The organism is Pseudomonas sp. Pseusp97, assembly GCF_047304025.1.
Lineage (GTDB): Bacteria > Pseudomonadota > Gammaproteobacteria > Pseudomonadales > Pseudomonadaceae > Pseudomonas.
Genome location: NZ_JBGLYK010000012.1, coordinates 13,615 through 36,042, shown reverse-complemented (window position 1 = coordinate 36,042; position 22,428 = coordinate 13,615). Strand labels below are relative to the sequence as shown.

Sequence of the window (22,428 nt, the reverse complement as noted above, 5' to 3'; positions counted from 1 at the left end):
TGATTCTCAGCGCGGCAGTTCGCTCACGCCACGGTTGGCGAGCATGTCGGCGCGCTCGTTGCCGGGGTGGCCCGTGTGGCCGCGCACCCAGCGCCATTCGACATTATGCCGGTTCACCTGCTCGTCCAGCGCCTGCCACAGGTCGGCATTCTTCACCGGCTGCTTGGCGGCAGTCTTCCAGCCGCGCTTCTTCCAGTTGACCATCCACTCGGTGATGCCCTGCATGACGTACTGCGAGTCGGTGACGATGCGCACGTCGCAATGCCGCTTGAGCGCCGCCAGGGCCATGATGGCGGCCATCAGCTCCATGCGATTGTTGGTGGTTTCCGCCTCGCCGCCCCACAGTTCACGCTCGGCACCCTTGTAGAACAGCACGGCGCCCCAGCCACCCGGACCTGGATTGCCCTTGCAGGCGCCGTCGGTGTAGATCTCGACTTTCTCTTCGCTCATTTGGCTCGCTTTCAGGACTCGGAATCGCGGCGACTGACCTTGGCCACCGGCAGCGGCACCAGTTGGCCGCGCGGCTCGCGACGGGGCTGACGCAGGGGCCGCAGACCGACCACCAGCTTGCGCGCCACCAATAGATAGAAGCCGGCGCCGGAGCCCTGCAGGACGGGTCCCCAGGTCTCCATGCGGGCCAGACGGCCCTGCCATTTCGCCGATGCAAGCGGCGGACGATAACACCCGAAGCGGCGTTTCTCCAGCGCGAAGCCCAGCAGGTTGAGCCAGTCGCAGACCCGGTTCGGCGAGATGCAACGGGCGCGGCGCAAGGCGTCGCGGGCGAAGTAGTGGCGGATCCCCCAGGCGCTCCAGGGATTCACCCCGACCACCAGCAGATGCCCGCCAGGACGCACGCTGCGCGCGGCTTCGCGCAGCAGGCGATGCGGTGACAGGCAGAAATCCAGGCCGTGGTGCAGCAGCACCACGTCGGCGGCGTGCTCGCCCAGCGGCCAAGCCGCCTCGTCGCAGGCGATCTCCACGCCGGGCAACGGTGGCCCCAGGCGCACGCCACACTGGATATTGCCGACACTGGCCGGTAGCTCCGCATGCGGTCCGTAATGCACCAGGTAACCGCCGAAATAGCGCTCCAGCTCGTCGATCAGCAGTTGCTGTTCTGCGGCGAGCATCATCCCGCCGATCGGCCCGGACAGCCAGTGACGGGCCTGGTCGATCAGTTCGAGCCAGTCGGCATCGGCCTGGGCGAAGGGTTCTTCAATCATCACTACCCCCTGTGGGACAGCGCGACACAAAAGTGCGTATCCGCACTACTATGCGCCAATGCCCACCACTTGGCGACTTTCCACCCATGATACAGATAGATGCTCTTCCCGCCTTTTCCGACAATTACCTCTGGCTGTTGCAGGATGCGGCCCGCCGCGAATGCGCGGTGGTCGACCCGGGTGACGCCGCGCCGGTCGAGCAATGGCTGCAGGCCCATCCCGGCTGGAAGCTGACCGACATCCTCGTCACCCACCACCACGCCGACCACGTCGGCGGCGTCGCCCGTCTGAAGGCCGAAACCGGCGCCCGGGTGCTGGGCCCGGCGGGGGAAAAGATTCCGGGGCGCGACGTGGCGCTGGAAGATGGTGACCGTGTCGAAGTGCTGGGCCTGGAATTCCAGGTCATCCACGTGCCCGGCCATACCCTGGGGCACATTGCCTATTTCCACTCGACAGATAGCAACGAAGATGAAAAACAACCGCTGCTGTTCTGCGGCGACACCCTGTTCGCGGCGGGTTGCGGTCGCCTGTTCGAAGGCACGCCGGCGCAGATGCACGCCTCGCTGAGCCGACTGGCCGCCCTGCCCGGCCAAACTGCAGTGTACTGCGCCCACGAATACACCTTGAGCAACCTGCGCTTCGCCTGCGCCGTGGAGCCGAAGAACCCCGAAGTCCTGGCACGCTTCGAGGAAGTCAGCCGTTGGCGCGAACAGGGCAGGATCAGCCTTCCTTCTTCCATTGCCCTGGAACGGGCGACGAATCCTTTCCTGCGCGTGTCAGAAATATCCGTTAAGAAAATCGCCGACGAGCGGAACGGCCAGCAAATCCGCACGCCGGAAGAGGTCTTTGCGACCATTCGCAGCTGGAAGGACCAGTTCTGAGGGCTGGCGAAATCTTGACCAGGACCGGCACGGTTTCTAGAATCGCCGAAATTTTTGCCCCGGACATAGTCATCAGCCAATGCCGCCCAAGACCAGAAAGACCTCCGATCTAGACGCATTGGCACGCGCCATCCGAGTCTCCATTGTGCTGCTCGCGGCGGGCCTGGCGGGCTGCCAGTCGACCCAGCAGACCGCCAGCAACAACCAGATCCGCAGCGCCTCGCGCGCCGTCGATGTGCAGTTCAACCCGGCCTGGAACGAAGCCCAGAACGATATCTGGGAGCGTATGCGCGGCGGCTTCCAGTTGCAGGATCAGCTCAATACCAACCCGCGCATCGAGCGTCAGCGCCTGTGGTTCATGAGCAACCAGTCGTTCCTGGAAAATGCCAGCGAGCGCGGCGCCCCGTACATGCATTACGTCGTCGAGCGCCTGGAAGAGCGCGACATGCCGCTGGAACTGGCGCTGCTGCCGATGATCGAGAGCTCGTACAACCCGATGGCGGTGTCGCGCGCCCAGGCCGTGGGCCTGTGGCAGTTCATCCCGAGCACCGGCACGCACTTCAACCTGCGCCAGACCAACTTCTATGACGGTCGTCGCGACATCACCGCCTCGACCAACGCCGCCCTGACCTACCTGAACCGTCTGCACGACATGTTCAACGGTGACTGGCTGCTCGCGCTCGCCGCCTACAACGCCGGCGAAGGCACCGTCAGCCGCGCGATCGAGCGCAACGAGCGCCTCGGCCTGCCCACCGACTACTGGAACCTGCCGCTGCCGCAGGAAACCCAGGACTACGTGCCCAAGCTGCTGGCCCTGTCGCAACTGGTGAATGCCCCGACCATCTACGGCATCAACCTCAGCCCGATCGCCAACCAGCCCTACTTCACCTCGATCCGGGTCAAGCCGGGCCTGGATCTCTCCCAGGTCGCCGCGGTGGCCGACCTGGACCAGGACGAACTGCAGCAGCTCAACCCCGCCTTCAAGCGCGGCGTGACCCTGGACGGTCCGCACCACCTGCTGGTGCCGCTGGCCAAGGCCGACTCCCTTAAAGCCGGGGTCGCGAACCTGCAGCCGGTCGAACTCAAGCCGCTGGCGGCAACCGTGGCCAGCTCCGGCAGCCGCTACCGCGTGCGCAAGGGCGACAGCCTGCACAGCATCGCCCAGCGCTACCGTCTGAGCGTCGCCGAGCTCAAGGCCGCCAACCGCCTGAGCGCCAACCGACTGCGCAACGGCCAGACCCTGATCATTCCCGGCCAGCCCGGTCGCCCGACCATCGAGCCGGAGAGCCCGCGTCAACTGGCCCAGGTAGAAAGCTCGAAAACCGTCGCCAGCGCCCGCGTCGCCACCCGCAGCTACACCGTGAAGAACGGCGACACCCTGTGGAACATCGCCAAGAAGAACAGCGTCGACGTCGCTGACCTCAAGCGCTGGAACGGCCTGGACAGCCATGGCGTCAAACCCGGCCAGACCCTCAGGCTGCAGAGCGCCGCTGCCACCCAACTGGCTTCCAGCAGCAAGAGCAAGGCCAAGCAGGACACCGCGACCTACTACAAGGTCAAGCAGGGCGACTCGATGTACCTGATCGCCAAGCGCTTCAACGTCGAGATGCAGCACATCAAGCGCTGGAACCCGCGCAGCGGCAAGGCCCTCAAGCCGGGCCAGACCATCACCCTGTACCTCGATACCGCCAGCCGCTGAGTTTCACCTTGCGCCGGGGCGCACAGCCCCGGCCGCATGTCTTCTGGCAGCACGGACAAGCTGCTACTGTACGACGCAACTCTCCTTCAGCCAGCCAGGATCGGATCCTACGCCTGATGCGTCGCTTGTCTCTGATGCTCCTGGGACTTTTCCTGGGCCTCCCCGCCTCTGCCCAGATCACCGAGAGCCACGGCTACGCCCAGTTCGGCGACCTCAAGTACCCGGCCAGCTTCGACCACTTCGACTGGGTCAACCCTCTGGCACCAAAGGGCGGCGTGCTGCGGCTGATGGGCCTGGGCAGCTTCGACACGCTCAACCCCTACACCTTCAAGGGCAGCCCGCCGGTCAGCACCGCGGACTTCCTGCAGTACGGCGTCAGCGAGCTGAACGAGCCGCTGATGGTCGGTACTGGCCTGTATGACCCTTCCGGCGACGAGCCCGCCTCCAGCTACGGCCTGATCGCCCGCAGCGTCGAGTACGCCGAAGACCGCAGCTGGGTGGTGTTCAACCTGCGCCCCGAAGCGCGCTTCCACGACGGCAAGCCGATTACCGCCTACGACGTGGCGTTCTCCTACCGCACGCTGCTGCACCACGGTCACCCGATGTACCGCACCAACCTGCAGGAAGTGCAGCGGGTAGACATCCTTTCGCCGCAGAGCATCCGTTTCGTCTTCAAGCGCCACGACAACCCGCTGCTGATCCTGCGCCTGGGCGAGATGCCGGTGCTGCCGCAGCACTACTGGAAAGGCCGCGACTTCCAGGCCACCACCTTCGAGCCGCCGCTGGGCAGCGGCCCCTACCGGATCACCGAGGTGGAGCCGGGGCGACGGCTGGTGTTCGAGCGGGTCAAGGACTGGTGGGGCAAGGACCTGCCGGTGAACCGCGGCAAGTACAACTTCGACCGCGTCGAGGTGGACTTCTACCGTGACGCCGGCATCGCCTTCGAAGCCTTCAAGGCCGGCGAATTCGACGTCTACATCGAACACCAGGCGAAGAACTGGCGCAGCAACTACCGCTTCCCGGCGGTACGCCGCGGTGACGTGGTAAAGGTGGAAATCCCCCACCGGATTCCCACCCAGACCCAGGCGCTGTTCCTCAACACCCGCCGCGCGACCTTCGCCGATCGCCGCCTGCGCGAAGCCCTGGGGATGATGTTCGACTTCGAGTGGACCAACCGGGCGCTGTTCAACGACGCCTATGTCCGCGCCAGCAGCTACTACCCCAACAGCACCCTGTCTGCCACCGGCGTACCGCAAGGCCAGGAGTGGCTGCTGCTCTCACCGTACCGCGCGCAACTGCCCGAAGCGCTGTTCAAGCGCCCCTTCACGGTGCCGGTGACCAAGGGCGCCGGCATCCCGCGGGAAACCCTGCGCCACGCCTTGGGTCTATTGGGCGAAGCCGGCTGGAAGCTCTCCGGAGACCGCCTGCTGGACGCCAACGGCAAGCAGCTGCGCTTCGAGATCCTGCTGGTCAACCCCAGCCTGGAACGCATCCTCCAGCCCTATCGCGAGAATCTGGCCAGCATCGGCATCGATGCGAGCTTGCGCACCGTGGACCGCGCCCAGTACAAACAGCGTCTGGACCAGTTCGACTACGACATGATTCTGATGACCCTGCCCCAGACCCTCAGCCCCGGCCTCGAACAATGGCAGTACTTCCACTCCAGCCAGGTGGCGGTGAAGGGCAGCAAGAACTATGCGGGCATCGCCAACCCCGTGGTGGATGCGATGCTCGAGAAACTCCTCGGCGCCACCGACCGCGACCAGCAGGAAGCCGCGGCCCGCGCCCTGGACCGGGTGCTGCTGTGGCAGCACTACAGCATTCCCAACTGGTACCTGAACAAGCACCGACTGGCGTACCGCAACCGCTTCGCCTTCGTCACCACGCCGCCCTACACTCTGGGCCTGCGAGCCTGGTGGCAAAAAGACCAGGAGAAAACCCTATGAAGAGCCCCCGCCGCGCCGCGCTCTGCGCCGGCCTGTTGCTGGGACTGCTGGGCAGTGCGCAGGCCGCGCCGCAGCACGCCATCACCCTGTATGACGAGGCGCCGAAGTACCCGGCGAACTTCAAGCACTTCGACTTCGTCAACCCGGATGCCCCCAAGGGCGGCACGTTGCGCCTGTCCGACTTCGGCGGTTTCGACAGCCTCAACCCCTTCATCGCCAAGGGCAACTCCGCGCCGCAGATCAACTTGATCTACGACACCCTGACCTTCCACTCCCTCGACGAGCCCTTCACCGAATACGGCCTGCTCGCCGAGAAGATCGAGAAGGACCCGGAGCACCGCTTTGTCCGCTACTACCTGCGCCCCGAGGCGCGCTTCCAGGACGGCACGCCGGTCACCGCCGAGGATGTGGTGTTCACCTTCGAGACACTGATGAAGGACGGCGACCCGATGTACCGCAACTACTACGCGGACGTCGACAAGGTGGTCGCCGAGGACAAGCTGCGCGTGCGCTTCGACTTCAAGCACGGCGACAACCGCGAGCTGCCGCTGATCCTCGGCCAGCTGTCGATCCTGCCCAAGCACTGGTGGGCCAGCCGCGACTTCAACAAGACCAACATGGAACCACCCCTGGGCAGCGGCCCGTACCGCATCGCCAAGGTCGAGGCCGGCCGCTCGATCCGCTACGAGAAGGTCAAGGACTGGTGGGGCGACAAGCTGCCGGTGAATCGCGGCTTCAACAACTTCGATGCCGTGGTGGTGGAGTCCTACCGCGACCTCACCGTCGCCCTGGAAGCCTTCAAGGCCGGGCAATTCGACTTCAACGACGAACGCATCGCGAAGAACTGGGCGACCGCCTACGACTCGCCCGCCGTGCGTGACGGCCGCATCGTCCGCGAGGAGCCGGTCAACGGCAATCCGTGGGGCATGCAGGCCTATGCCTTCAACATCCGCCGCCCGGTGTTCCAGGACCCGCGCGTGCGCGAGGCGATCACCAACCTGTTCGACTTCGAATGGACCAACAAGCAGCTGTTCTTCGGCTCCTACCTGCGCGATGGCAGCTTCTTCGAGAACTCCGAGATGGCCGCCAAGGAGCTGCCCGACGCCGAGGAGCTGAAGATTCTCGAACCGCTGCGCGACAAGCTGCCGCCAGAGGTCTTCACCCAGGTCTACGTGCCGCCCACCAGCGACGGCAGCGGCATCATCCGCGAGCAGAAGCGCAAGGCCTACCAGCTGCTGCTGGACGCCGGCTACAAGATCGAGAACGACAAGATGGTCGGCCCCGACGGCAAGCAGCTGAGCTTCGAGTTCATGCTCGCCCAGGCCGATTTCGAGCGCGTGCTGCTGCCCTTCAAGCGCAATCTCGCGGAGCTTGGCATCGACATGCAGCTGCGCCGGGTCGACGTCTCGCAGTACATCAACCGCCTGCGCTCGCGGGACTACGACATGATCGTCAGCAGCTGGCCGCAGTCCAGCTCGCCGGGCAACGAGCAGCGCGAGTTCTGGCACTCCAGCAGCGCCGACAAACCCGGCAGCCGCAACTTCATCGGCCTGCGCGACCCGGGCATCGACGCCCTGGTGGAAGGCCTGATCAACGCCGGCTCCCGGGAAAGCCTGGTGCGCCATGCCCGCGCCCTCGACCGCGCGCTGCTCTGGGGCCACTACGTGGTGCCCAACTGGTACCTGGGCAACTGGCGCATCGCCTACTGGAACCGCATCGCCCACCCGGAAAAGTTGCCGCCCTACAGCTACGCGCTGCAGACCTGGTGGCAGGCCCGCGACAAGGCGGTACCGACCAACGCGGGCGCCAAGGCCGCGAACGAAGCGCCGGCTGACGGCGCCGTCGCCCAAGGGGCCAACTGATGCTGGCCTACATCCTGCGGCGCCTGCTGCTGATCATCCCCACCCTGTTCGGCATCCTGCTGGTCAACTTCATCATCATCCAGGCCGCTCCCGGCGGCCCGGTGGAACAGATGATCGCCAAGCTGGAAGGCTTCGACGCCGCCAGCGGCGGCGCCACCGGGCGCATTTCCGGCGGCGGCGGTGAAGTCGCCTCGGCTGGCACGCACTACCGCGGCGCCCAGGGCCTGGACCCGGAACTGGTGAAGGAAATCGAGCGCATGTACGGCTTCGACAAGCCGGCGCCCGAGCGTTTCTGGATAATGCTCAAGAACTACGTGCACCTGGACTTCGGCCAGAGCTTCTTCCGCGACGCCAAGGTCACCGACCTGATCGTCGAGAAGCTGCCCGTGTCCATCTCCCTCGGGTTGTGGAGCACGCTGATCATGTACCTGGTATCGATCCCGCTGGGCATCGCCAAGGCGGTGCGCCATGGCAGCCACTTCGACGTCTGGACCAGCTCGGCGATCATCGTCGGCTACGCCATCCCCGCGTTCCTCTTCGCCATCCTGCTGGTGGTGCTGTTCGCCGGCGGCAGCTACTGGGACTGGTTCCCGCTCAGGGGACTGACCTCCAACAACTTCGACGAGCTGACCTGGGGCGGCAAAGTCCGCGACTACTTCTGGCACCTCGCGCTGCCCATCACCGCGCTGGTGATCGGCAACTTCGCCACCATCACCCTGCTGACCAAGAACAGCTTCCTCGACGAGATCGGCAAGCAGTACGTGGTCACCGCCCGCGCCAAGGGCCTGACCGAACGCCGCGTGCTCTACGGCCACGTGTTCCGCAACGCCATGCTGCTGATCATCGCCGGCCTGCCCTCGGCCCTGCTGGGCATCTTCTTCACCGGCTCGCTGCTGATCGAGGTGATCTTCTCCCTCGACGGCCTGGGCCTGCTGAGCTTCGAGGCGGCGCTGAACCGCGACTACCCGGTGGTGTTCGGCACGCTGTTCATCTTCACCCTGTTCGGCCTGATCATGAAGCTGGTCAGCGACGTCCTCTACACGCTGGTCGATCCGCGCATCGACTTCGAGAACCGGGAGTAATCCGATGCGCCTGTCTCCCATCAATCAGCGCCGCTGGGCGCGCTTCAAGGCCAACAAGCGTGGCTGGTGGTCGCTCTGGCTGTTCCTCGCGCTGTTCGTCCTGAGCCTGGGCGCCGAGCTGATCGCCAACGACAAGCCGCTGGCGATCCGTTACGACGGCCAGTGGTACTTCCCGGTGCTCAAGCGCTACCCGGAAACCGCCTTCGGCGGCGAGTTCCCCATGGAGGCGAACTACAAGAGCCCGTACATGCGCGAACAGATCGCGCAGAAGGACGGCTGGATTCTCTGGCCGCCGATCGCCTACAGCTACGACACCATCAACTACGACCTGCGGGTGCCAGCCCCTTCGGCCCCCAGCGCGGAGAACTGGCTGGGCACCGACGACCAGGCGCGCGACGTGATGGCGCGGGTGATCTATGGCTTCCGCGTCTCCGTGCTGTTCGCCCTGATCCTCACCGTGCTCAGCTCCCTCATCGGCGTCGCCGTGGGCGCGCTGCAGGGCTTCTACGGCGGGTGGATCGACCTGCTCGGCCAGCGCTTCCTGGAAATCTGGTCCGGCCTGCCGGTGCTCTACCTGCTGATCATCCTCGCCAGCTTCGTGCAGCCCGGCTTCTGGTGGCTGCTGGGGATCATGCTGCTGTTCTCCTGGATGAGCCTGGTGGACGTGGTGCGCGCCGAGTTCCTCCGTGGCCGCAACCTGGAGTACGTGCGGGCTGCGCGCGCCCTGGGCATGCGCAACGGGGCGATCATGTTCCGCCACATCCTGCCCAACGCGATGATCTCCACCCTGACCTTCATGCCCTTCATCCTCACCGGCGCGATCGGCACCCTGACCTCCCTGGACTTCCTCGGCTTCGGCCTGCCCGCCGGCGCGCCGTCGCTGGGCGAGCTGGTCGCCCAGGGCAAGTCCAACCTGCAGGCGCCCTGGCTGGGCATCACCGCCTTCGTGGTGCTGGCCGTGATGCTGAGCCTGCTGGTGTTCATCGGCGAAGCCGCCCGCGATGCCTTCGACCCGAGGAAGTGACATGAGCCAGAACGAGAACCTCATCGAAGTCCGCGACCTGTCCGTCGATTTCCTCTGCGGCGACGAACAGGTGCGCGCGGTGGAACACATCAGCTTCGACATCCGCAAGGGCGAGACCCTGGCGCTGGTGGGTGAAAGCGGCTCCGGCAAGTCGGTCACCGCGCACTCCATCCTGCGCCTGCTGCCCTACCCCACCGCCAGCCATCCCTCCGGCAGTATCCAGTACGCCGGCAAGGACCTGCTCAAGCTGCCCGAGCGCAAGCTGCGCGGCATCCGCGGCAACCGCATCGCCATGGTGTTCCAGGAACCCATGACCTCGCTGAACCCGCTGCACACCATCGAGAAGCAGATCGGCGAAGTGCTCGCGTTGCACAAGGGCATGAGCGGCAATCAGGCCCGCGCACGCACGCTGGAACTGCTCGATCTGGTCGGCATCCCCAATCCGGCCAGTCGTCTCAAGGCCTACCCGCACGAGCTTTCCGGCGGCCAGCGGCAGCGGGTGATGATCGCCATGGCCCTGGCCTGCGAGCCGGAGCTGCTGATCGCCGACGAACCGACCACGGCGCTGGACGTCACGGTGCAGCTGAAGATCCTCGACCTGCTGCGCGACCTGCAACAGCGCCTGGGCATGGCCCTGCTGCTGATCACCCATGACCTCAACCTGGTGCGGCGCATCGCCCATCGCGTCTGCGTGATGAAGCGCGGCTGCATCGTCGAGCAGGCTGATTGCGAAACCCTCTTCGCGGCCCCGCAGCACCCCTACACGCGCGAATTGCTCGGCGCCGAGCCCAGCGGTACCCCCACGCAGAACGAGCCCGGTGCACCGCTGCTGGAGGTCGACGACCTGCGCGTGTGGTTCCCGATCAAGAAAGGCGTGTTCCGCAAGACCGTCGACCACGTCAAGGCAGTGGACGGTATCGACTTCAGCCTGCCGCGCGGCCAGACCCTGGGCATCGTCGGCGAGAGCGGCTCGGGCAAGTCGACTCTGGGCCTGGCCATCCTGCGCCTGATCAACAGCCAGGGCGGCATCCGCTTCGAAGGCCAGGCCATCGAAGGCATGAACCAGGCGCAGGTCAGGCCTCTGCGGCGCGAAATGCAGGTCGTCTTCCAGGACCCGTTCGGCAGCCTCAGCCCGCGCATGTCGGTGGGCCAGATCGTCGGCGAAGGCCTGGAAATACATGGCATGGGCACCGCCGAGGAACGCGAGCTGGCGATCATCGAGGCGCTCAAGGAAGTCGGGCTCGACCCGGACACCCGCCACCGCTACCCCCATGAATTTTCCGGCGGCCAGCGGCAGCGCATCGCCATCGCCCGCGCATTGGTGCTCAAGCCGGCGCTGATCCTGCTGGACGAGCCGACCTCGGCGCTGGACCGCACCGTGCAGCGCCAGGTGGTCGAACTGCTGCGCGGGCTGCAGGCCAAGTACAACCTGACCTACCTGTTCATCAGCCACGACCTGGCGGTGGTCAAAGCCCTCAGTCACCAGTTGATGGTGATCCGCCACGGCAAGGTGGTCGAACAGGGCATGGCCGAGGATGTCTTCGCCGCGCCGCAACATGCGTACACACAGCAATTGCTGGAAGCAGCCTTCATGGTGCCCACGCAAGCCTGAGCCAGCAGCCTGAAAAGGAAGCAATCATATGGGGTTTCTCGCCGGTAAACGCGTTCTGATAGTCGGTGTCGCCAGCAAGCTGTCCATCGCCTCCGGTATCGCCGCGGCGATGCATCGGGAAGGCGCCGAGCTCGCGTTCACCTACCAGAACGACAAGCTCAAGGGCCGCGTCGAGGAGTTCGCCACCAGCTGGGGCTCCAGCGCCGAGCTGTGCTTTCCCTGCGACGTGGCCAGCGACGCGGACATCGAGGCCGTGTTCGCCGCGCTGGCAAGGCAGTGGGACGGCCTGGACTGCATCGTCCACTCGGTGGGCTTCGCGCCGGGCGACCAGCTCGACGGCGACTTCACCGAAGTCACCACCCGCGACGGCTTCCGCATCGCCCACGACATCAGCGCATACAGCTTCGTCGCCCTCGCCAAGGCCGGGCGCGAGCTGATGCGCGGCCGTCACGGCAGCCTGCTGACGCTTTCCTACCTGGGCGCCGAGCGCACGTTGCCCAACTACAACGTCATGGGCATGGCCAAGGCCAGCCTGGAAGCCGGCGTGCGCTACCTGGCCGGCAGCCTCGGCCCGGAAGGCACCCGCGTCAACGCCATCTCCGCCGGCCCAATCCGCACCCTGGCCGCCTCCGGGATCAAGAGCTTCCGCAGGATGCTCGCCGCCAACGAGCGCCAGACGCCGCTGCGGCGCAACGTGACCATCGAGGAGGTCGGCAACGCCGGCGCCTTCCTCTGCTCGGACCTGGCCAGTGGCATCAGCGGCGAAATCCTCTATGTCGACGGCGGCTTCAACACCACCGCGATGGGCCCGCTGGGCGACGACTGAAATTGCCCAAAGTTGTAGGAGCGAGCTTGCTCGCGAACCCAGCCGGCGGCACCGATGGCGATCGATTCGCGAGCAAGCCCACTCCTATAGCTCCATGAAAAAAGGTCGCTGATGCGGCCTTTTCCTTGCCCGAAAGAACAAGGGCCGCTTGCGCGGCCCCTGTCTGTCACTTCTTGGCTTCGTCGAATTTCTCGATCTTCGCCTGATCCTGCAGGTAGCGACGGAAGGCGGCAAAATCATCCGCACCGCTACGCGAGGCGAGGAAGCGCTGGTACATCGCTTTCTCCTGCTCGGTCGGCTTGCCCTCCGGCTCGCTCACACCGCTGAGCTTGACCAGCACGAAGTCACCGTTCTGCAGCGCAACGCCACCCAGGCCGGGCTTATCGGCGCCTTGCGGGCGGGCCATGCGGAACACGCTCTGCAGCACGACCGGGTCGACACCTTCCTGACCACGGGCGGCCGCTTCGACGACCTTCCACTGCTGCCCTTCCTGGGCCTGGGTCAGCGGGATCTTGCCGTCGCGCAGCCCAGCCAGCAGCGCTTCGCCACGGGCCTTGGCATCGGTGGCGGCATGTTCCACCTGCAGACGCTTGAGGATATCGGCACTCACCTGCTCGAGAGTTTCCTGCTCAGGCTTGTGGTGCTCCTTCACGCGCAGCACGACCACGGTATCCGGATCGAGCTCGATGGCGCCGCTGTTCGCACCCTCCTCGAGCACTTCGGGACTGAACGCAGCCTGGATGACCTGGCGGTTGGCGGTCACGCCTTCGCCACCCTCCTTGCCGAACGGCTTGCTGGTCTGCACCTTCAAGCCCATGTCCTGAGCCGGCTGGCCCAGATCGGAAGCCTCGTAGGCGGAGCTTTCCAGCTGCTTGGTGGCATCGACGAAGCGCTGCTCGACCAGTTGGGTCTTGGCTTCATGCTCCAGCTTGGCCTTCAGGCTGTCGAAGGTCGGAACCTCCGGCGCTTCGACGCCGAGCAGCTTGATCAGGTGCCAGCCGTAGGAGGTCTTCACCGGAGCGGATACTTCGCCCTTCTTCAGCGCGTAGAGCGACTCTTCGAAAGCCGGGTCATACACGCCGCGACCGGCGAAGCCCAGGTCACCACCATTGGCGGCGGAACCGGTGTCGTTGGACAGCTCCTTGGCCAGCTTGGCGAAGTCTTCACCCTTGTCCAGGCGCGCCTTGATCTCGTCGATCCTGGCCTTGGCCTGCTGGTCATTCTGCTTGTCGTTCACCTCGATCAGAATGTGCGCGGCGTCGCGCTGCTCGGCCAGGCCGGCGATTTCCTTCTGATAGAGGGCGTCGAGGTCTTCCTTCTTCACCTCGACCTGATCGAAGAAGGCGGATTTCTTCAACTCGATGTAGTCGATGGTGACCTGTTCGGGCGTCAGGAACTCGGTGCGGTGAGCGTCGTAGTACGCCTTGATCTCGCTGTCCTCGACCTTGCTCCTGGCCGGGTCGGCCTTGAGGGTCAGGGTGGCGAAGTCGCGGGTCTGCTTCTCCAGACGGGCGAAGGCGTTCAGCTCGTCGTCGGTGACGAAACCGGTTCCGGCGATGCCGGCGCGCAGCTGACCGATCAGCATTTCCTCGCCGAACATGCGGCGGAACTGCATGCGGTCATAGCCCATCTGGCGGATGACCTGATCGAAGCGCTCAGCGCTGAACTTGCCGTCCACCTGGAATTCAGGAGTCGACAGGATCAACTGGTCCAGCGCCTGCTGGGAGAAGGCGAACTTGTCGTTCTGGGCAGCCTGCAGGACCAGCTTGCGCTCGATGAGCGACTTCAGCGCGGATTCCTTGAGCAGCTTGTCGTCGAGCATGGACGAATCGAAGTCCTTGCCCAGGCGCTGCATCAACTGGCGACGCTGCATGTCCGCAGCCTGCTGCAGTTCGGGCAGACCGATGTCTTCACCGTTGACTTGAGCAGCGACGTTCTCGTGGTGGGTTGCGCGAATGATCTGATCGAACCCGGTCAAAGCCATGAGGACAACGATCACGCCCAGGATGGTCTTGGTGATCCAGCCTTGGGAATTGTCCCTGATGTTTTGCAGCATGCGGCCCCCGACGCGGCCACGGCCCACCGTCAATGGCGGCGCGGCGTGGAAAAAAAGCGGATATAAGAAAGGCGCATCCGAGGATGCGCCTTCTCGTAACTGGTGGAGCTTGCGGGCATCGAGCCCGTGACCCCTGATGATTCCAACCGACTTACGCCAGCCGGGTCACCGCTCCGTGACCGGCCCAACCGAGGTTGAACCGGTCCAGGTCAAGTCCAAAAAGACGCTTAGTTGACAGCGTCCTTGAGGGCTTTACCGGCCTTGAAGCCCGGGATCTTAGCAGCAGCGATCTTGATCGGCTTGCCGGTTTGCGGGTTGCGACCGGTGCGAGCAGCACGCTCTTTGACAGCGAAGGTGCCGAAGCCGACCAGTACGACGGAGTCACCAGCCTTCAGGGCGCCAGTTACGGACTCGATCACCGCGTCCAGAGCGCGACCGGCAACAGCTTTCGGGATATCAGCAGATGCGGCGATAGCATCGATCAGTTCCGACTTGTTCACTCTAAGTCCCCTTATTTCTGTTGAGTATGTTTCTATGTGTTAGGTGTAAGCAAAAGCAGGTGCTGGTTTGCCATCTGACAAAGCAAGTGCCGCTTTATAACAAGGGCTCAAAAACAGTGTCAAGAAAGCCCCCCAACTAATGCGTGCTGATTCGCTCCTTGGAATCAGACTCGCGCTTCTCATCCTTTGCAACCATCTCGGGAGCCGCATCGGGCAAGGGCTCCGGGGCGTATTGCAGCGCAATTTGCAGGACCTCGTCAATCCATTTAACCGGTTTAATAACGAGATCGGCCTTAATATTATCCGGAATTTCCCTAAGGTCTCGTACATTTTCCTCGGGAATGATCACAGTCTTGATTCCACCCCGGTGTGCAGCCAGAAGTTTTTCCTTCAGGCCGCCAATGGCCAGCACCTGCCCCCGCAGGGTGATCTCGCCGGTCATGGCAACGTCCGCGCGAACCGGGATCTGGGTGATCGCCGAGACCAGTGCGGTACACATGCCGATGCCCGCGCTGGGGCCGTCCTTGGGCGTGGCGCCCTCTGGGACGTGGATGTGGATGTCATGCTTCTCGTGGAAGTCCGGGGCGATGCCGAGGCTCTTCGAACGGCTACGAACCACGGTCAGCGCGGCGGTGATGGACTCCGCCATGACGTCGCCCAGCGAACCGGTCTTGGTCAGCGCGCCCTTGCCGGGAACCATGGCCGACTCGATGGTCAGCAGTTCGCCGCCCACCTGGGTCCATGCCAGCCCGGTTACCTGGCCGATCTGGTCCTGCTGCTCGGCCAGGCCGTAGCGGAACTTGCGCACACCCAGGTAATTCTCCAGCGAATCCGGAGTCACCACGGCGTCGATGCGCTTGGCCTTGCCGCCGTCCTTGACCGCCTTGCGGCAGACCTTGGCAATCTGGCGCTCGAGGCTGCGCACACCGGCTTCGCGGGTGTAATAGCGGATGATGTCACGGGTAGCGGCTTCCTCGAAGACCAGCTCGCCCTTCTTCAGTCCATTGGCCGCCGTCTGTTTCGGTACAAGATATTTCGAGGCGATGTTGATCTTCTCGTCCTCGGTGTAACCCGGCAGGCGGATGACTTCCATGCGGTCCAGCAACGGCGCCGGAATATTCATGGAGTTGGCCGTGCAGAGGAACATCACGTCGGAGAGGTCGTAGTCGACTTCGAGGTAGTGGTCGTTGAAGTTGTGGTTCTGCTCCGGATCGAGCACTTCCAGCAACGCCGACGCGGGATCGCCGCGCATGTCGCTACCCATCTTGTCGATTTCGTCGAGCAGGAACAGGGGATTGCGTACGCCGACCTTGGTCATTTTCTGAATCAGACGACCGGGCATGGAGCCGATGTAGGTACGGCGGTGACCGCGGATTTCAGCCTCGTCACGCACACCACCCAAGGCCATGCGCACGAACTTGCGGTTGGTCGCACGGGCGATGGACTCGGCCAGCGAGGTCTTGCCCACGCCGGGCGGGCCGACCAGGCAGAGCACCGGACCCTTGAGTTTCTTCACGCGCTTCTGCACGGCGAGATACTCGAGGATGCGCTCCTTGACCTCTTCCAGCCCGTAGTGATCGGCATCGAGGATGTCCTCGGCCTTGTCCAGGTCGTGGCGCACCTTGCTCTCGGCCTTCCACGGCACATTGACCAGCCAGTCGATATAGGAACGCACCACGGTCGCCTCGGCGGACATCGGCGACATCTGCTTGAGCTTGTTCAACTCGGCAGTGGCCTTGGCCAGGGCTTCCTTGGTCAGGCCGGCGGCGTCGATGCGCTTCTTCAGCTCCTCGACTTCGTTGTGGCCTTCGTCGATGTCACCCAGTTCTTTCTGGATGGCCTTCATCTGTTCGTTGAGATAGTACTCGCGCTGGCTGCGCTCCATCTGCTTCTTCACGCGGCCGCGGATGCGCTTTTCGACCTGCAGCAGGTCGATCTCGGCATCCAGCATGGCCAGCACGTGCTCGACGCGGGCGGACAGTTCGGTGATCTCGAGAATTTCCTGCTTCTGCTCGATCTTCAGCGCCATGTGGGCGGCCATGGTATCCACCAGGCGGCCGGGCTCGTCGATGCTGTTGAGCGAAGACAGGACTTCAGCCGGGACCTTCTTGCCCAACTGGACGTACTGCTCGAACTGGCTGAGCAGGCTGCGGGTGAAGACCTCGGATTCGCGCTCGCCGACGGTGACCTCGTCAATGATCGAAACTTCCGCGCGGCAGTAGGCGTCCTCGTCGATGAAGCGTTCGACCTGGCCACGCTGCTCACCCTCGACCAGCACCTTGACGGTGCCGTCGGGCAGTTTCAGCAATTGCAGGACGGTGGCAACGGTGCCCATGCGGTACAGGCCGTCGGCGCCCGGGTCGTCGTCGGCAGGGTTCTTCTGCGCCAGCAACAGGATCTGCTTGTCGCTGGTCATGGCGGCCTCGAGGGCCTCGATGGATTTCTCACGCCCCACGAAAAGCGGGATGACCATGTGCGGATAGACCACTACGTCACGCAGGGGCAGCAGGGGCAACTCGACGAGTGTTTTCATGATATTCGGCTCTACAGCGGCACTTGGCCTGAACGGTGGGTTTGGACCCTTCGGGCTAAGATGGGGTTAGGACTGGGAAAAAACAAGCGCGGTAGATGGGAAGAAAAAAGGGGCCCTAGGGCCCCTTCTGGTTTCAGGCGTCAGGTGCAGCCTTGGCCGGCTGCTCGCTGTTCTCGTAGATCAGCAGCGGCTGGGAGGAGCCCTCGATGACGCTTTCGTCGATCACCACCTTGCTGACGTCGTTCTGCGAGGGGATCTCGTACATGGTATCGAGCAGAATGCCTTCGAGGATCGACCGCAGGCCACGGGCGCCGGTCTTGCGCTCCAGGGCGCGACGGGCGACGGCCTTGAGCGCGTCCGGGCGGAACTCGAGGTCCACGCCTTCCATCTCGAAAAGCTTGGCGTACTGCTTGGTCAGCGCGTTCTTCGGCTCGGTCAGAATCTGCATCAGCGCAGGCTCGTCCAGCTCGTCAAGGGTCGCGATGATCGGCAGGCGGCCGACGAACTCGGGGATCAGGCCGAATTTCACCAGATCTTCCGGCTCGACCTCACGCAGCGCCTCGCCCACCTTCTTGCCCGCTTCCTGGCTGCGAACCTCGGCGTTGAAGCCGATGCCGCCCTTGGTGGAACGGTTCTGGATGACCTTTTCCAGGCCAGCGAACGCACCGCCGCAGATGAACAGGATGTTGCGGGTGTCGACCTGCAGGAATTCCTGCTGCGGGTGCTTGCGGCCGCCCTGGGGCGGTACGGAAGCCACGGTGCCTTCGATCAGCTTCAGCAGAGCCTGCTGAACGCCTTCGCCGGACACGTCGCGGGTGATCGACGGGTTGTCGGATTTGCGCGAGATCTTGTCGATTTCGTCGATGTAGACGATGCCCATCTGGGCTTTCTCGACATCGTAGTCGCACTTCTGCAGCAGCTTCTGGATGATGTTCTCGACGTCCTCGCCCACGTAGCCAGCCTCGGTGAGGGTGGTGGCATCGGCGATGGTGAAGGGAACATTGAGCAGACGCGCCAGGGTCTCGGCGAGCAGGGTCTTGCCCGAGCCGGTCGGCCCGATCAGCAGGATGTTGCTCTTGCCGAGTTCGACATCGTCCTTGCGCTCACGCTGGTTCAGACGCTTGTAGTGGTTGTACACCGCCACAGCGAGCGTCTTCTTGGCACGTTCCTGGCCGATCACGTACTGATCGAGGATGGTGCGGATCTCTTTCGGCGCCGGTAGCTTGTGCGCACTGCTCTCCGCCTGTGCTTCCTGCACCTCCTCACGGATGATGTCGTTGCACAGGTCGACGCACTCGTCGCAGATAAAGACCGAGGGGCCGGCAATCAACTTGCGCACTTCGTGCTGGCTCTTGCCGCAGAAGGAGCAATACAGCAGCTTGCCGTTGTCCTCGCCGTTGCGGGTGTCAGTCATTCGATCGTTCCAATCGGGGATATACGTGAAGGACAAGATGAAGGCATTCGCAGGCATTTTCAAGCCCGCGAAGCGGCCGGATCACCGGCCGCGGTATTGCGGAGAGACTCAGCTCGCAGCAGGACGCTGAGTGAAGACCTGATCGATCAGACCGTATTTGACGGCCTCTTCGCCGCTCATGAAGCGGTCACGGTCGGTATCGCGGGCGATGATATCCAGCGGCTGGCCGGTATGGTGCGCCAGCACCTGGTTCAGGCGCTCCTTGATGAAGAGGATTTCCTTGGCGTGGATCTCGATGTCCGAGGCCTGGCCCTGGAAACCGCCCAGCGGCTGGTGGATCATCATCCGCGAGTGCGGCAGGCAGTAGCGCTTGCCCGCGGCGCCGCCGGCCAGCAGCAGGGCACCCATGCTGCACGCCTGACCCACGCAGATGGTGGACACATCGGGCTTGATGAACTGCATGGTGTCGTAGATCGACATGCCAGCGGTCACGGAGCCACCCGGGGAGTTGATGTAGAGGTGGATGTCCTTGTCCGGGTTCTCGGCTTCGAGGAACAGCAACTGGGCCACCACGAGGTTGGCCATGTAGTCCTCGACCTGGCCGACCAGGAAGATGATCCGCTCCTTCAGCAGGCGCGAATAGATGTCGTAGGAACGCTCACCGCGGGCGGACTGCTCCACCACCATCGGCACCAGACCACCCGCGGCCTGAATGTTCGGAACTTGCGGCATATAAGGATTATGCATGTCCGACGATCACTCCCTAATAAAAAGTCATGTCTCTATAGACGCACAAGCCAGCCCGAAGGCTGGCTTGTGACAATCGAACGAAGCGCTGGATCAGGCTGCTTGCGGAGCTTCTGCAGGCTTGACCGCTTCTTCGTAGGATACCTGCTTGTCGGTCACATTGGCCTTCTGCAGGACAGTATCTACAACTTGTTCTTCCAGTACAACCGAACGGACTTCGTTCAGTTGCTGGTCGTTCTTGTAGTACCAGGAAACAACCTGTTCCGGCTCCTGGTAAGCGGAAGCCATCTCTTCGATCATTTCGCGAACGCGGGCTTCGTCAGCCTTCAGCTCGTGCTGCTTGACCAGCTCGGCGACGATCAGACCCAGCACGACGCGGCGCTTGGCCTGCTCTTCGAACAGTTCGGCCGGCAGTTGGTCCGGCTTGATGTTGCCGCCGAACTGCTGGACAGCCTGGACGCGCAGACGATTGACTTCGTTGCTGATCAGGGCTTTCGGAACTTCGATCGGGTTGGTCTCGACCAGACCTTCCATCACCTGGTTCTTCACCTTGGACTTGATGGCCTGACGCAGTTCACGCTCCATGTTCTTGCGAACTTCGGTGCGGAAGCCTTCCAGGGTGCTTTCCTTCACGCCGAACAGAGCGAAGAATTCTTCGTTCAGTTCCGGCAGCTTCGGCTCGGCGACGCTGTTGACGGTAACGGCGAACTCGGCGGCCTTGCCGGCCAGGTCGAGGTTCTGGTAGTCCTCGGGGAAGGTCACGTTCAGCACGCGCTCTTCGCCGGCCTTGGCGCCAACCAGGCCTTCTTCGAAGCCCGGGATCATGCGGCCGGAGCCCAGCACCAGCAGGGTGCCCTTGGCGGAACCGCCAGCGAAGGCTTCGCCGTCGATCTTGCCGACGAAGTCGATGTTCACCTGGTCGTCGTTCTGAGCGGCGCGGTCAACGGCTTCGAAGCGGGTGTTCTGCTTGCGCAGGATGTCCAGCATGTTGTCGAGATCGGCGTCAGCCACGTCGGCCTGCAGGCGCTCGACCTTGATGCCGTCGAAACCGGCAACCTGGAATTCGGGGAAGACTTCGAAGGTAGCGATGTACTCAAGGCCCTTCTCTTTCTCGAACACTTTCGGCTCGACGGAAGGAGCACCGGCCGGGTTCAGCTTCTGCTCGACCACGGCTTCGTAGAAGGTTTCCTGGATCAGGTCACCGAGGGCTTCCTGACGAGCGGCGGCTTCGTAGCGCTGACGGATCACGCTCATCGGCACCTTGCCGGGACGGAAGCCAGGAACCTTGGCGCGACGAGCGGTCTGCTGCAGACGCTTGTTGACTTCGGTCTCGATACGCTCGGCCGGCACGCCAACGGTCATGCGGCGCTCAAGAGCGGAGGTGCTTTCAACGGAAACTTGCATGGATATTCCTCGTGGCACAGACGTAAGCCGGTCCTTCCGGCTCCCAGAATCAAGGGCAAGCATTCTAGTAGCTAGAAATGCAGAAGTCACCCTGAGTGGAAGCTGCAGAAATTCACGGATGCGAGAGCTTATGGAAAGAAGATGGTGCGGACGGAGAGACTCGAACTCTCACAGCTTGCGCCACCGGAACCTAAATCCGGCGTGTCTACCAATTTCACCACGTCCGCAGGGTACCGCAGAAACGAAAACGCCAGGCTCGGGGCCTGGCGCTTCGGAATATGGGGTGGACGATGGGAATCGAACCCACGACACCAGGAGCCACAATCCTGTGCTCTACCAACTGAGCTACGCCCACCATATTACATTTGCTTGTACCGAACGCCACTTGGCGCACCCGGCAGGACTCGAACCTGCGACCATCCGCTTAGAAGGCGGATGCTCTATCCAGCTGAGCTACGGGCGCTTTAGTGGCGGCAACCCTTGCTAAGCAGACTCAGTGGAAACCACCGAATCGGTTGGCACCGCCTCTTTCGTGTTTCAGGCTGTGCTCGGCAAGCGGGGCGCATGTTATCGATGAGGCCATACCCCGTCAACAACTTTTTTAAAAAAAATTCAAAGAGATAAAGGAGTTACGCCAAATCGGGGACGTCCGCCTTTGCCTTATGAGGGCAGCGTGCGAAAATGCGCGCCTTCTTTTCACCCGCCTTAATGGTTATCCCCCCGACATGACTGCAAAACTGATCGACGGCAAAGCGATCGCCGCCAGCCTCCGCCAGCAGATTGGCCAACGCGTCGACGAACGCCGCCAGCAAGGTCTGCGCATCCCCGGCCTGGCTGTGATCCTGGTCGGCAGCGACCCCGCCTCTCAGGTCTATGTCGCGCACAAGCGCAAGGACTGTGAAGAGGTCGGCTTCCTCTCCCAGGCGTACGACCTCCCCGCCAGCACCACCCAGGAAGAGCTGCTGGCCTTGATCGACCGCCTGAACGCCGACCCGGCCATCGACGGCATCCTCGTCCAGCTGCCCCTGCCCGCCCATCTCGACGCCTCCCAGTTGCTGGAGCGCATCAGCCCGGACAAGGACGTGGACGGTTTCCACCCCTTCAATATCGGCCGCCTCGCCCAGCGTATCCCGCTGCTGCGCCCCTGCACCCCGAAAGGCATCATGACCCTGCTGCAAAGCACCGGCGTGGACCTCTACGGCATGGACGCAGTGGTCGTAGGCGCATCGAACATCGTCGGCCGCCCGATGGCGCTGGAGCTGCTACTGGGCGGCTGCACCGTCACCGTGACCCACCGCTTCACCCGCGACCTGGCCGACCACGTACGCCGCGCCGACCTGGTGGTCGTCGCCGCCGGCAAACCGGGTCTGGTCAAGGGTGAGTGGATCAAGGAAGGCGCCATCGTCATCGACGTGGGCATCAACCGCCAGGAAGACGGCAAACTGGTGGGCGACGTGGAATACGACGTGGCCGCCGAGCGCGCCAGCTGGATCACCCCGGTTCCGGGCGGCGTCGGCCCGATGACCCGCGCCTGCCTGCTGGAAAACACCCTGTACGCCGCCGAGCACCTGCACACCTGATACGCTCGCGATGCACAAGAAAAAGGCCGCTGATCAGCGGCC

At 63.6% G+C, this 22,428-nt stretch carries 17 protein-coding genes and 3 tRNA genes; 9 read left to right on the top strand and 11 right to left on the bottom strand.

All coding sequences use genetic code 11. The annotated features are described in order from the left end of the window. Positions 1–6: 6 nt before the first annotated feature. Positions 7–450 (bottom strand): ribonuclease HI, encoded by a 444-nt coding sequence (gene rnhA, locus ACCC94_RS04500; RefSeq protein WP_017519541.1) that lies wholly within the window; start codon positions 448–450, stop codon positions 7–9. A gap of 11 nt (positions 451–461) precedes the next feature. Next, positions 462–1,217: a class I SAM-dependent methyltransferase gene (locus ACCC94_RS04495; protein WP_413348222.1), complete on the bottom strand. Its 756-nt coding sequence runs from the start codon at positions 1,215–1,217 to the stop codon at positions 462–464. 89 nt (positions 1,218–1,306) lie between these two features. On the opposite strand from ACCC94_RS04495, the gene gloB reads away from it, so the two are divergent. From gloB to fabI, 8 genes are all read left to right on the top strand, one after another. After that, entirely contained in the window at positions 1,307–2,101 is a 795-nt protein-coding gene (gene gloB / locus ACCC94_RS04490) for a hydroxyacylglutathione hydrolase (RefSeq protein WP_413348221.1), read from the top strand. Between the two features lie 79 nt (positions 2,102–2,180). After that, positions 2,181–3,800, top strand: a complete 1,620-nt coding sequence (locus tag ACCC94_RS04485) for a LysM peptidoglycan-binding domain-containing protein (protein ID WP_413348203.1) — start codon at positions 2,181–2,183, stop codon at positions 3,798–3,800. 116 nt (positions 3,801–3,916) lie between these two features. Next, entirely contained in the window at positions 3,917–5,746 is a 1,830-nt protein-coding gene (locus ACCC94_RS04480) for an extracellular solute-binding protein (RefSeq protein ID WP_413348202.1), read from the top strand. Then, positions 5,743–7,608 (top strand): extracellular solute-binding protein, encoded by a 1,866-nt coding sequence (locus ACCC94_RS04475; RefSeq protein ID WP_413348201.1) that lies wholly within the window; start codon positions 5,743–5,745, stop codon positions 7,606–7,608. The genes ACCC94_RS04480 and ACCC94_RS04475 overlap by 4 nt, the downstream gene beginning before the upstream one ends. Further along, positions 7,608–8,690: a microcin C ABC transporter permease YejB gene (locus ACCC94_RS04470; protein ID WP_413348200.1), complete on the top strand. Its 1,083-nt coding sequence runs from the start codon at positions 7,608–7,610 to the stop codon at positions 8,688–8,690. Before ACCC94_RS04475 ends, ACCC94_RS04470 begins: the two co-directional genes overlap by 1 nt. A 4-nt stretch (positions 8,691–8,694) precedes the next feature. Beyond that, positions 8,695–9,714 (top strand): ABC transporter permease, encoded by a 1,020-nt coding sequence (locus ACCC94_RS04465; protein ID WP_413348199.1) that lies wholly within the window; start codon positions 8,695–8,697, stop codon positions 9,712–9,714. Between the two features lies 1 nt (position 9,715). Beyond that, a complete protein-coding gene (locus ACCC94_RS04460) occupies positions 9,716–11,326 on the top strand; it encodes an ABC transporter ATP-binding protein (protein ID WP_413348198.1) in 1,611 nt (536 codons plus the stop codon). A 28-nt stretch (positions 11,327–11,354) separates the two neighbouring features. Continuing rightward, positions 11,355–12,152 carry an enoyl-ACP reductase FabI gene (gene fabI, locus ACCC94_RS04455; protein ID WP_413348197.1) on the top strand — a complete coding sequence of 266 codons (798 nt, stop codon included), beginning with the start codon at positions 11,355–11,357 and terminating at the stop codon, positions 12,150–12,152. Positions 12,153–12,318: 166 nt separating this feature from the next. Here the strand turns inward: fabI and ACCC94_RS04450 are convergent, their stop codons facing one another. The 9 genes from ACCC94_RS04450 to ACCC94_RS04410 form a co-directional block, all read right to left on the bottom strand. Continuing rightward, on the bottom strand, positions 12,319–14,208 hold the full coding sequence (locus tag ACCC94_RS04450; RefSeq protein ID WP_413348196.1) for a SurA N-terminal domain-containing protein: 1,890 nt from the start codon (positions 14,206–14,208) through the stop codon (positions 12,319–12,321). A 227-nt stretch (positions 14,209–14,435) separates the two neighbouring features. Then, positions 14,436–14,708 carry a nucleoid-associated protein HU-beta gene (gene hupB, locus ACCC94_RS04445; protein WP_003087931.1) on the bottom strand — a complete coding sequence of 91 codons (273 nt, stop codon included), beginning with the start codon at positions 14,706–14,708 and terminating at the stop codon, positions 14,436–14,438. A gap of 136 nt (positions 14,709–14,844) precedes the next feature. Continuing rightward, positions 14,845–17,241 (bottom strand): endopeptidase La, encoded by a 2,397-nt coding sequence (gene lon, locus ACCC94_RS04440; protein WP_413348195.1) that lies wholly within the window; start codon positions 17,239–17,241, stop codon positions 14,845–14,847. Positions 17,242–17,374: 133 nt separating this feature from the next. Further along, positions 17,375–18,655 carry an ATP-dependent Clp protease ATP-binding subunit ClpX gene (clpX, locus tag ACCC94_RS04435; protein ID WP_017519553.1) on the bottom strand — a complete coding sequence of 427 codons (1,281 nt, stop codon included), beginning with the start codon at positions 18,653–18,655 and terminating at the stop codon, positions 17,375–17,377. Positions 18,656–18,763: 108 nt separating this feature from the next. After that, positions 18,764–19,402 carry an ATP-dependent Clp endopeptidase proteolytic subunit ClpP gene (clpP, locus tag ACCC94_RS04430; protein ID WP_037006195.1) on the bottom strand — a complete coding sequence of 213 codons (639 nt, stop codon included), beginning with the start codon at positions 19,400–19,402 and terminating at the stop codon, positions 18,764–18,766. Between the two features lie 93 nt (positions 19,403–19,495). After that, entirely contained in the window at positions 19,496–20,806 is a 1,311-nt protein-coding gene (tig, locus tag ACCC94_RS04425; protein WP_413348194.1) for a trigger factor, read from the bottom strand. Between the two features lie 142 nt (positions 20,807–20,948). Beyond that, positions 20,949–21,033: transfer RNA gene (locus ACCC94_RS04420), tRNA-Leu, on the bottom strand. Between the two features lie 52 nt (positions 21,034–21,085). Beyond that, positions 21,086–21,161 (bottom strand) — tRNA-His (locus tag ACCC94_RS04415). A 31-nt stretch (positions 21,162–21,192) separates the two neighbouring features. Then, a tRNA-Arg gene (locus ACCC94_RS04410) sits at positions 21,193–21,269 on the bottom strand. A 262-nt stretch (positions 21,270–21,531) separates the two neighbouring features. On the opposite strand from ACCC94_RS04410, the gene folD reads away from it, so the two are divergent. Next, a complete protein-coding gene (folD, locus tag ACCC94_RS04405; RefSeq protein WP_413348193.1) occupies positions 21,532–22,386 on the top strand; it encodes a bifunctional methylenetetrahydrofolate dehydrogenase/methenyltetrahydrofolate cyclohydrolase FolD in 855 nt (284 codons plus the stop codon). The last annotated feature ends 42 nt before the right edge of the window (positions 22,387–22,428 follow it).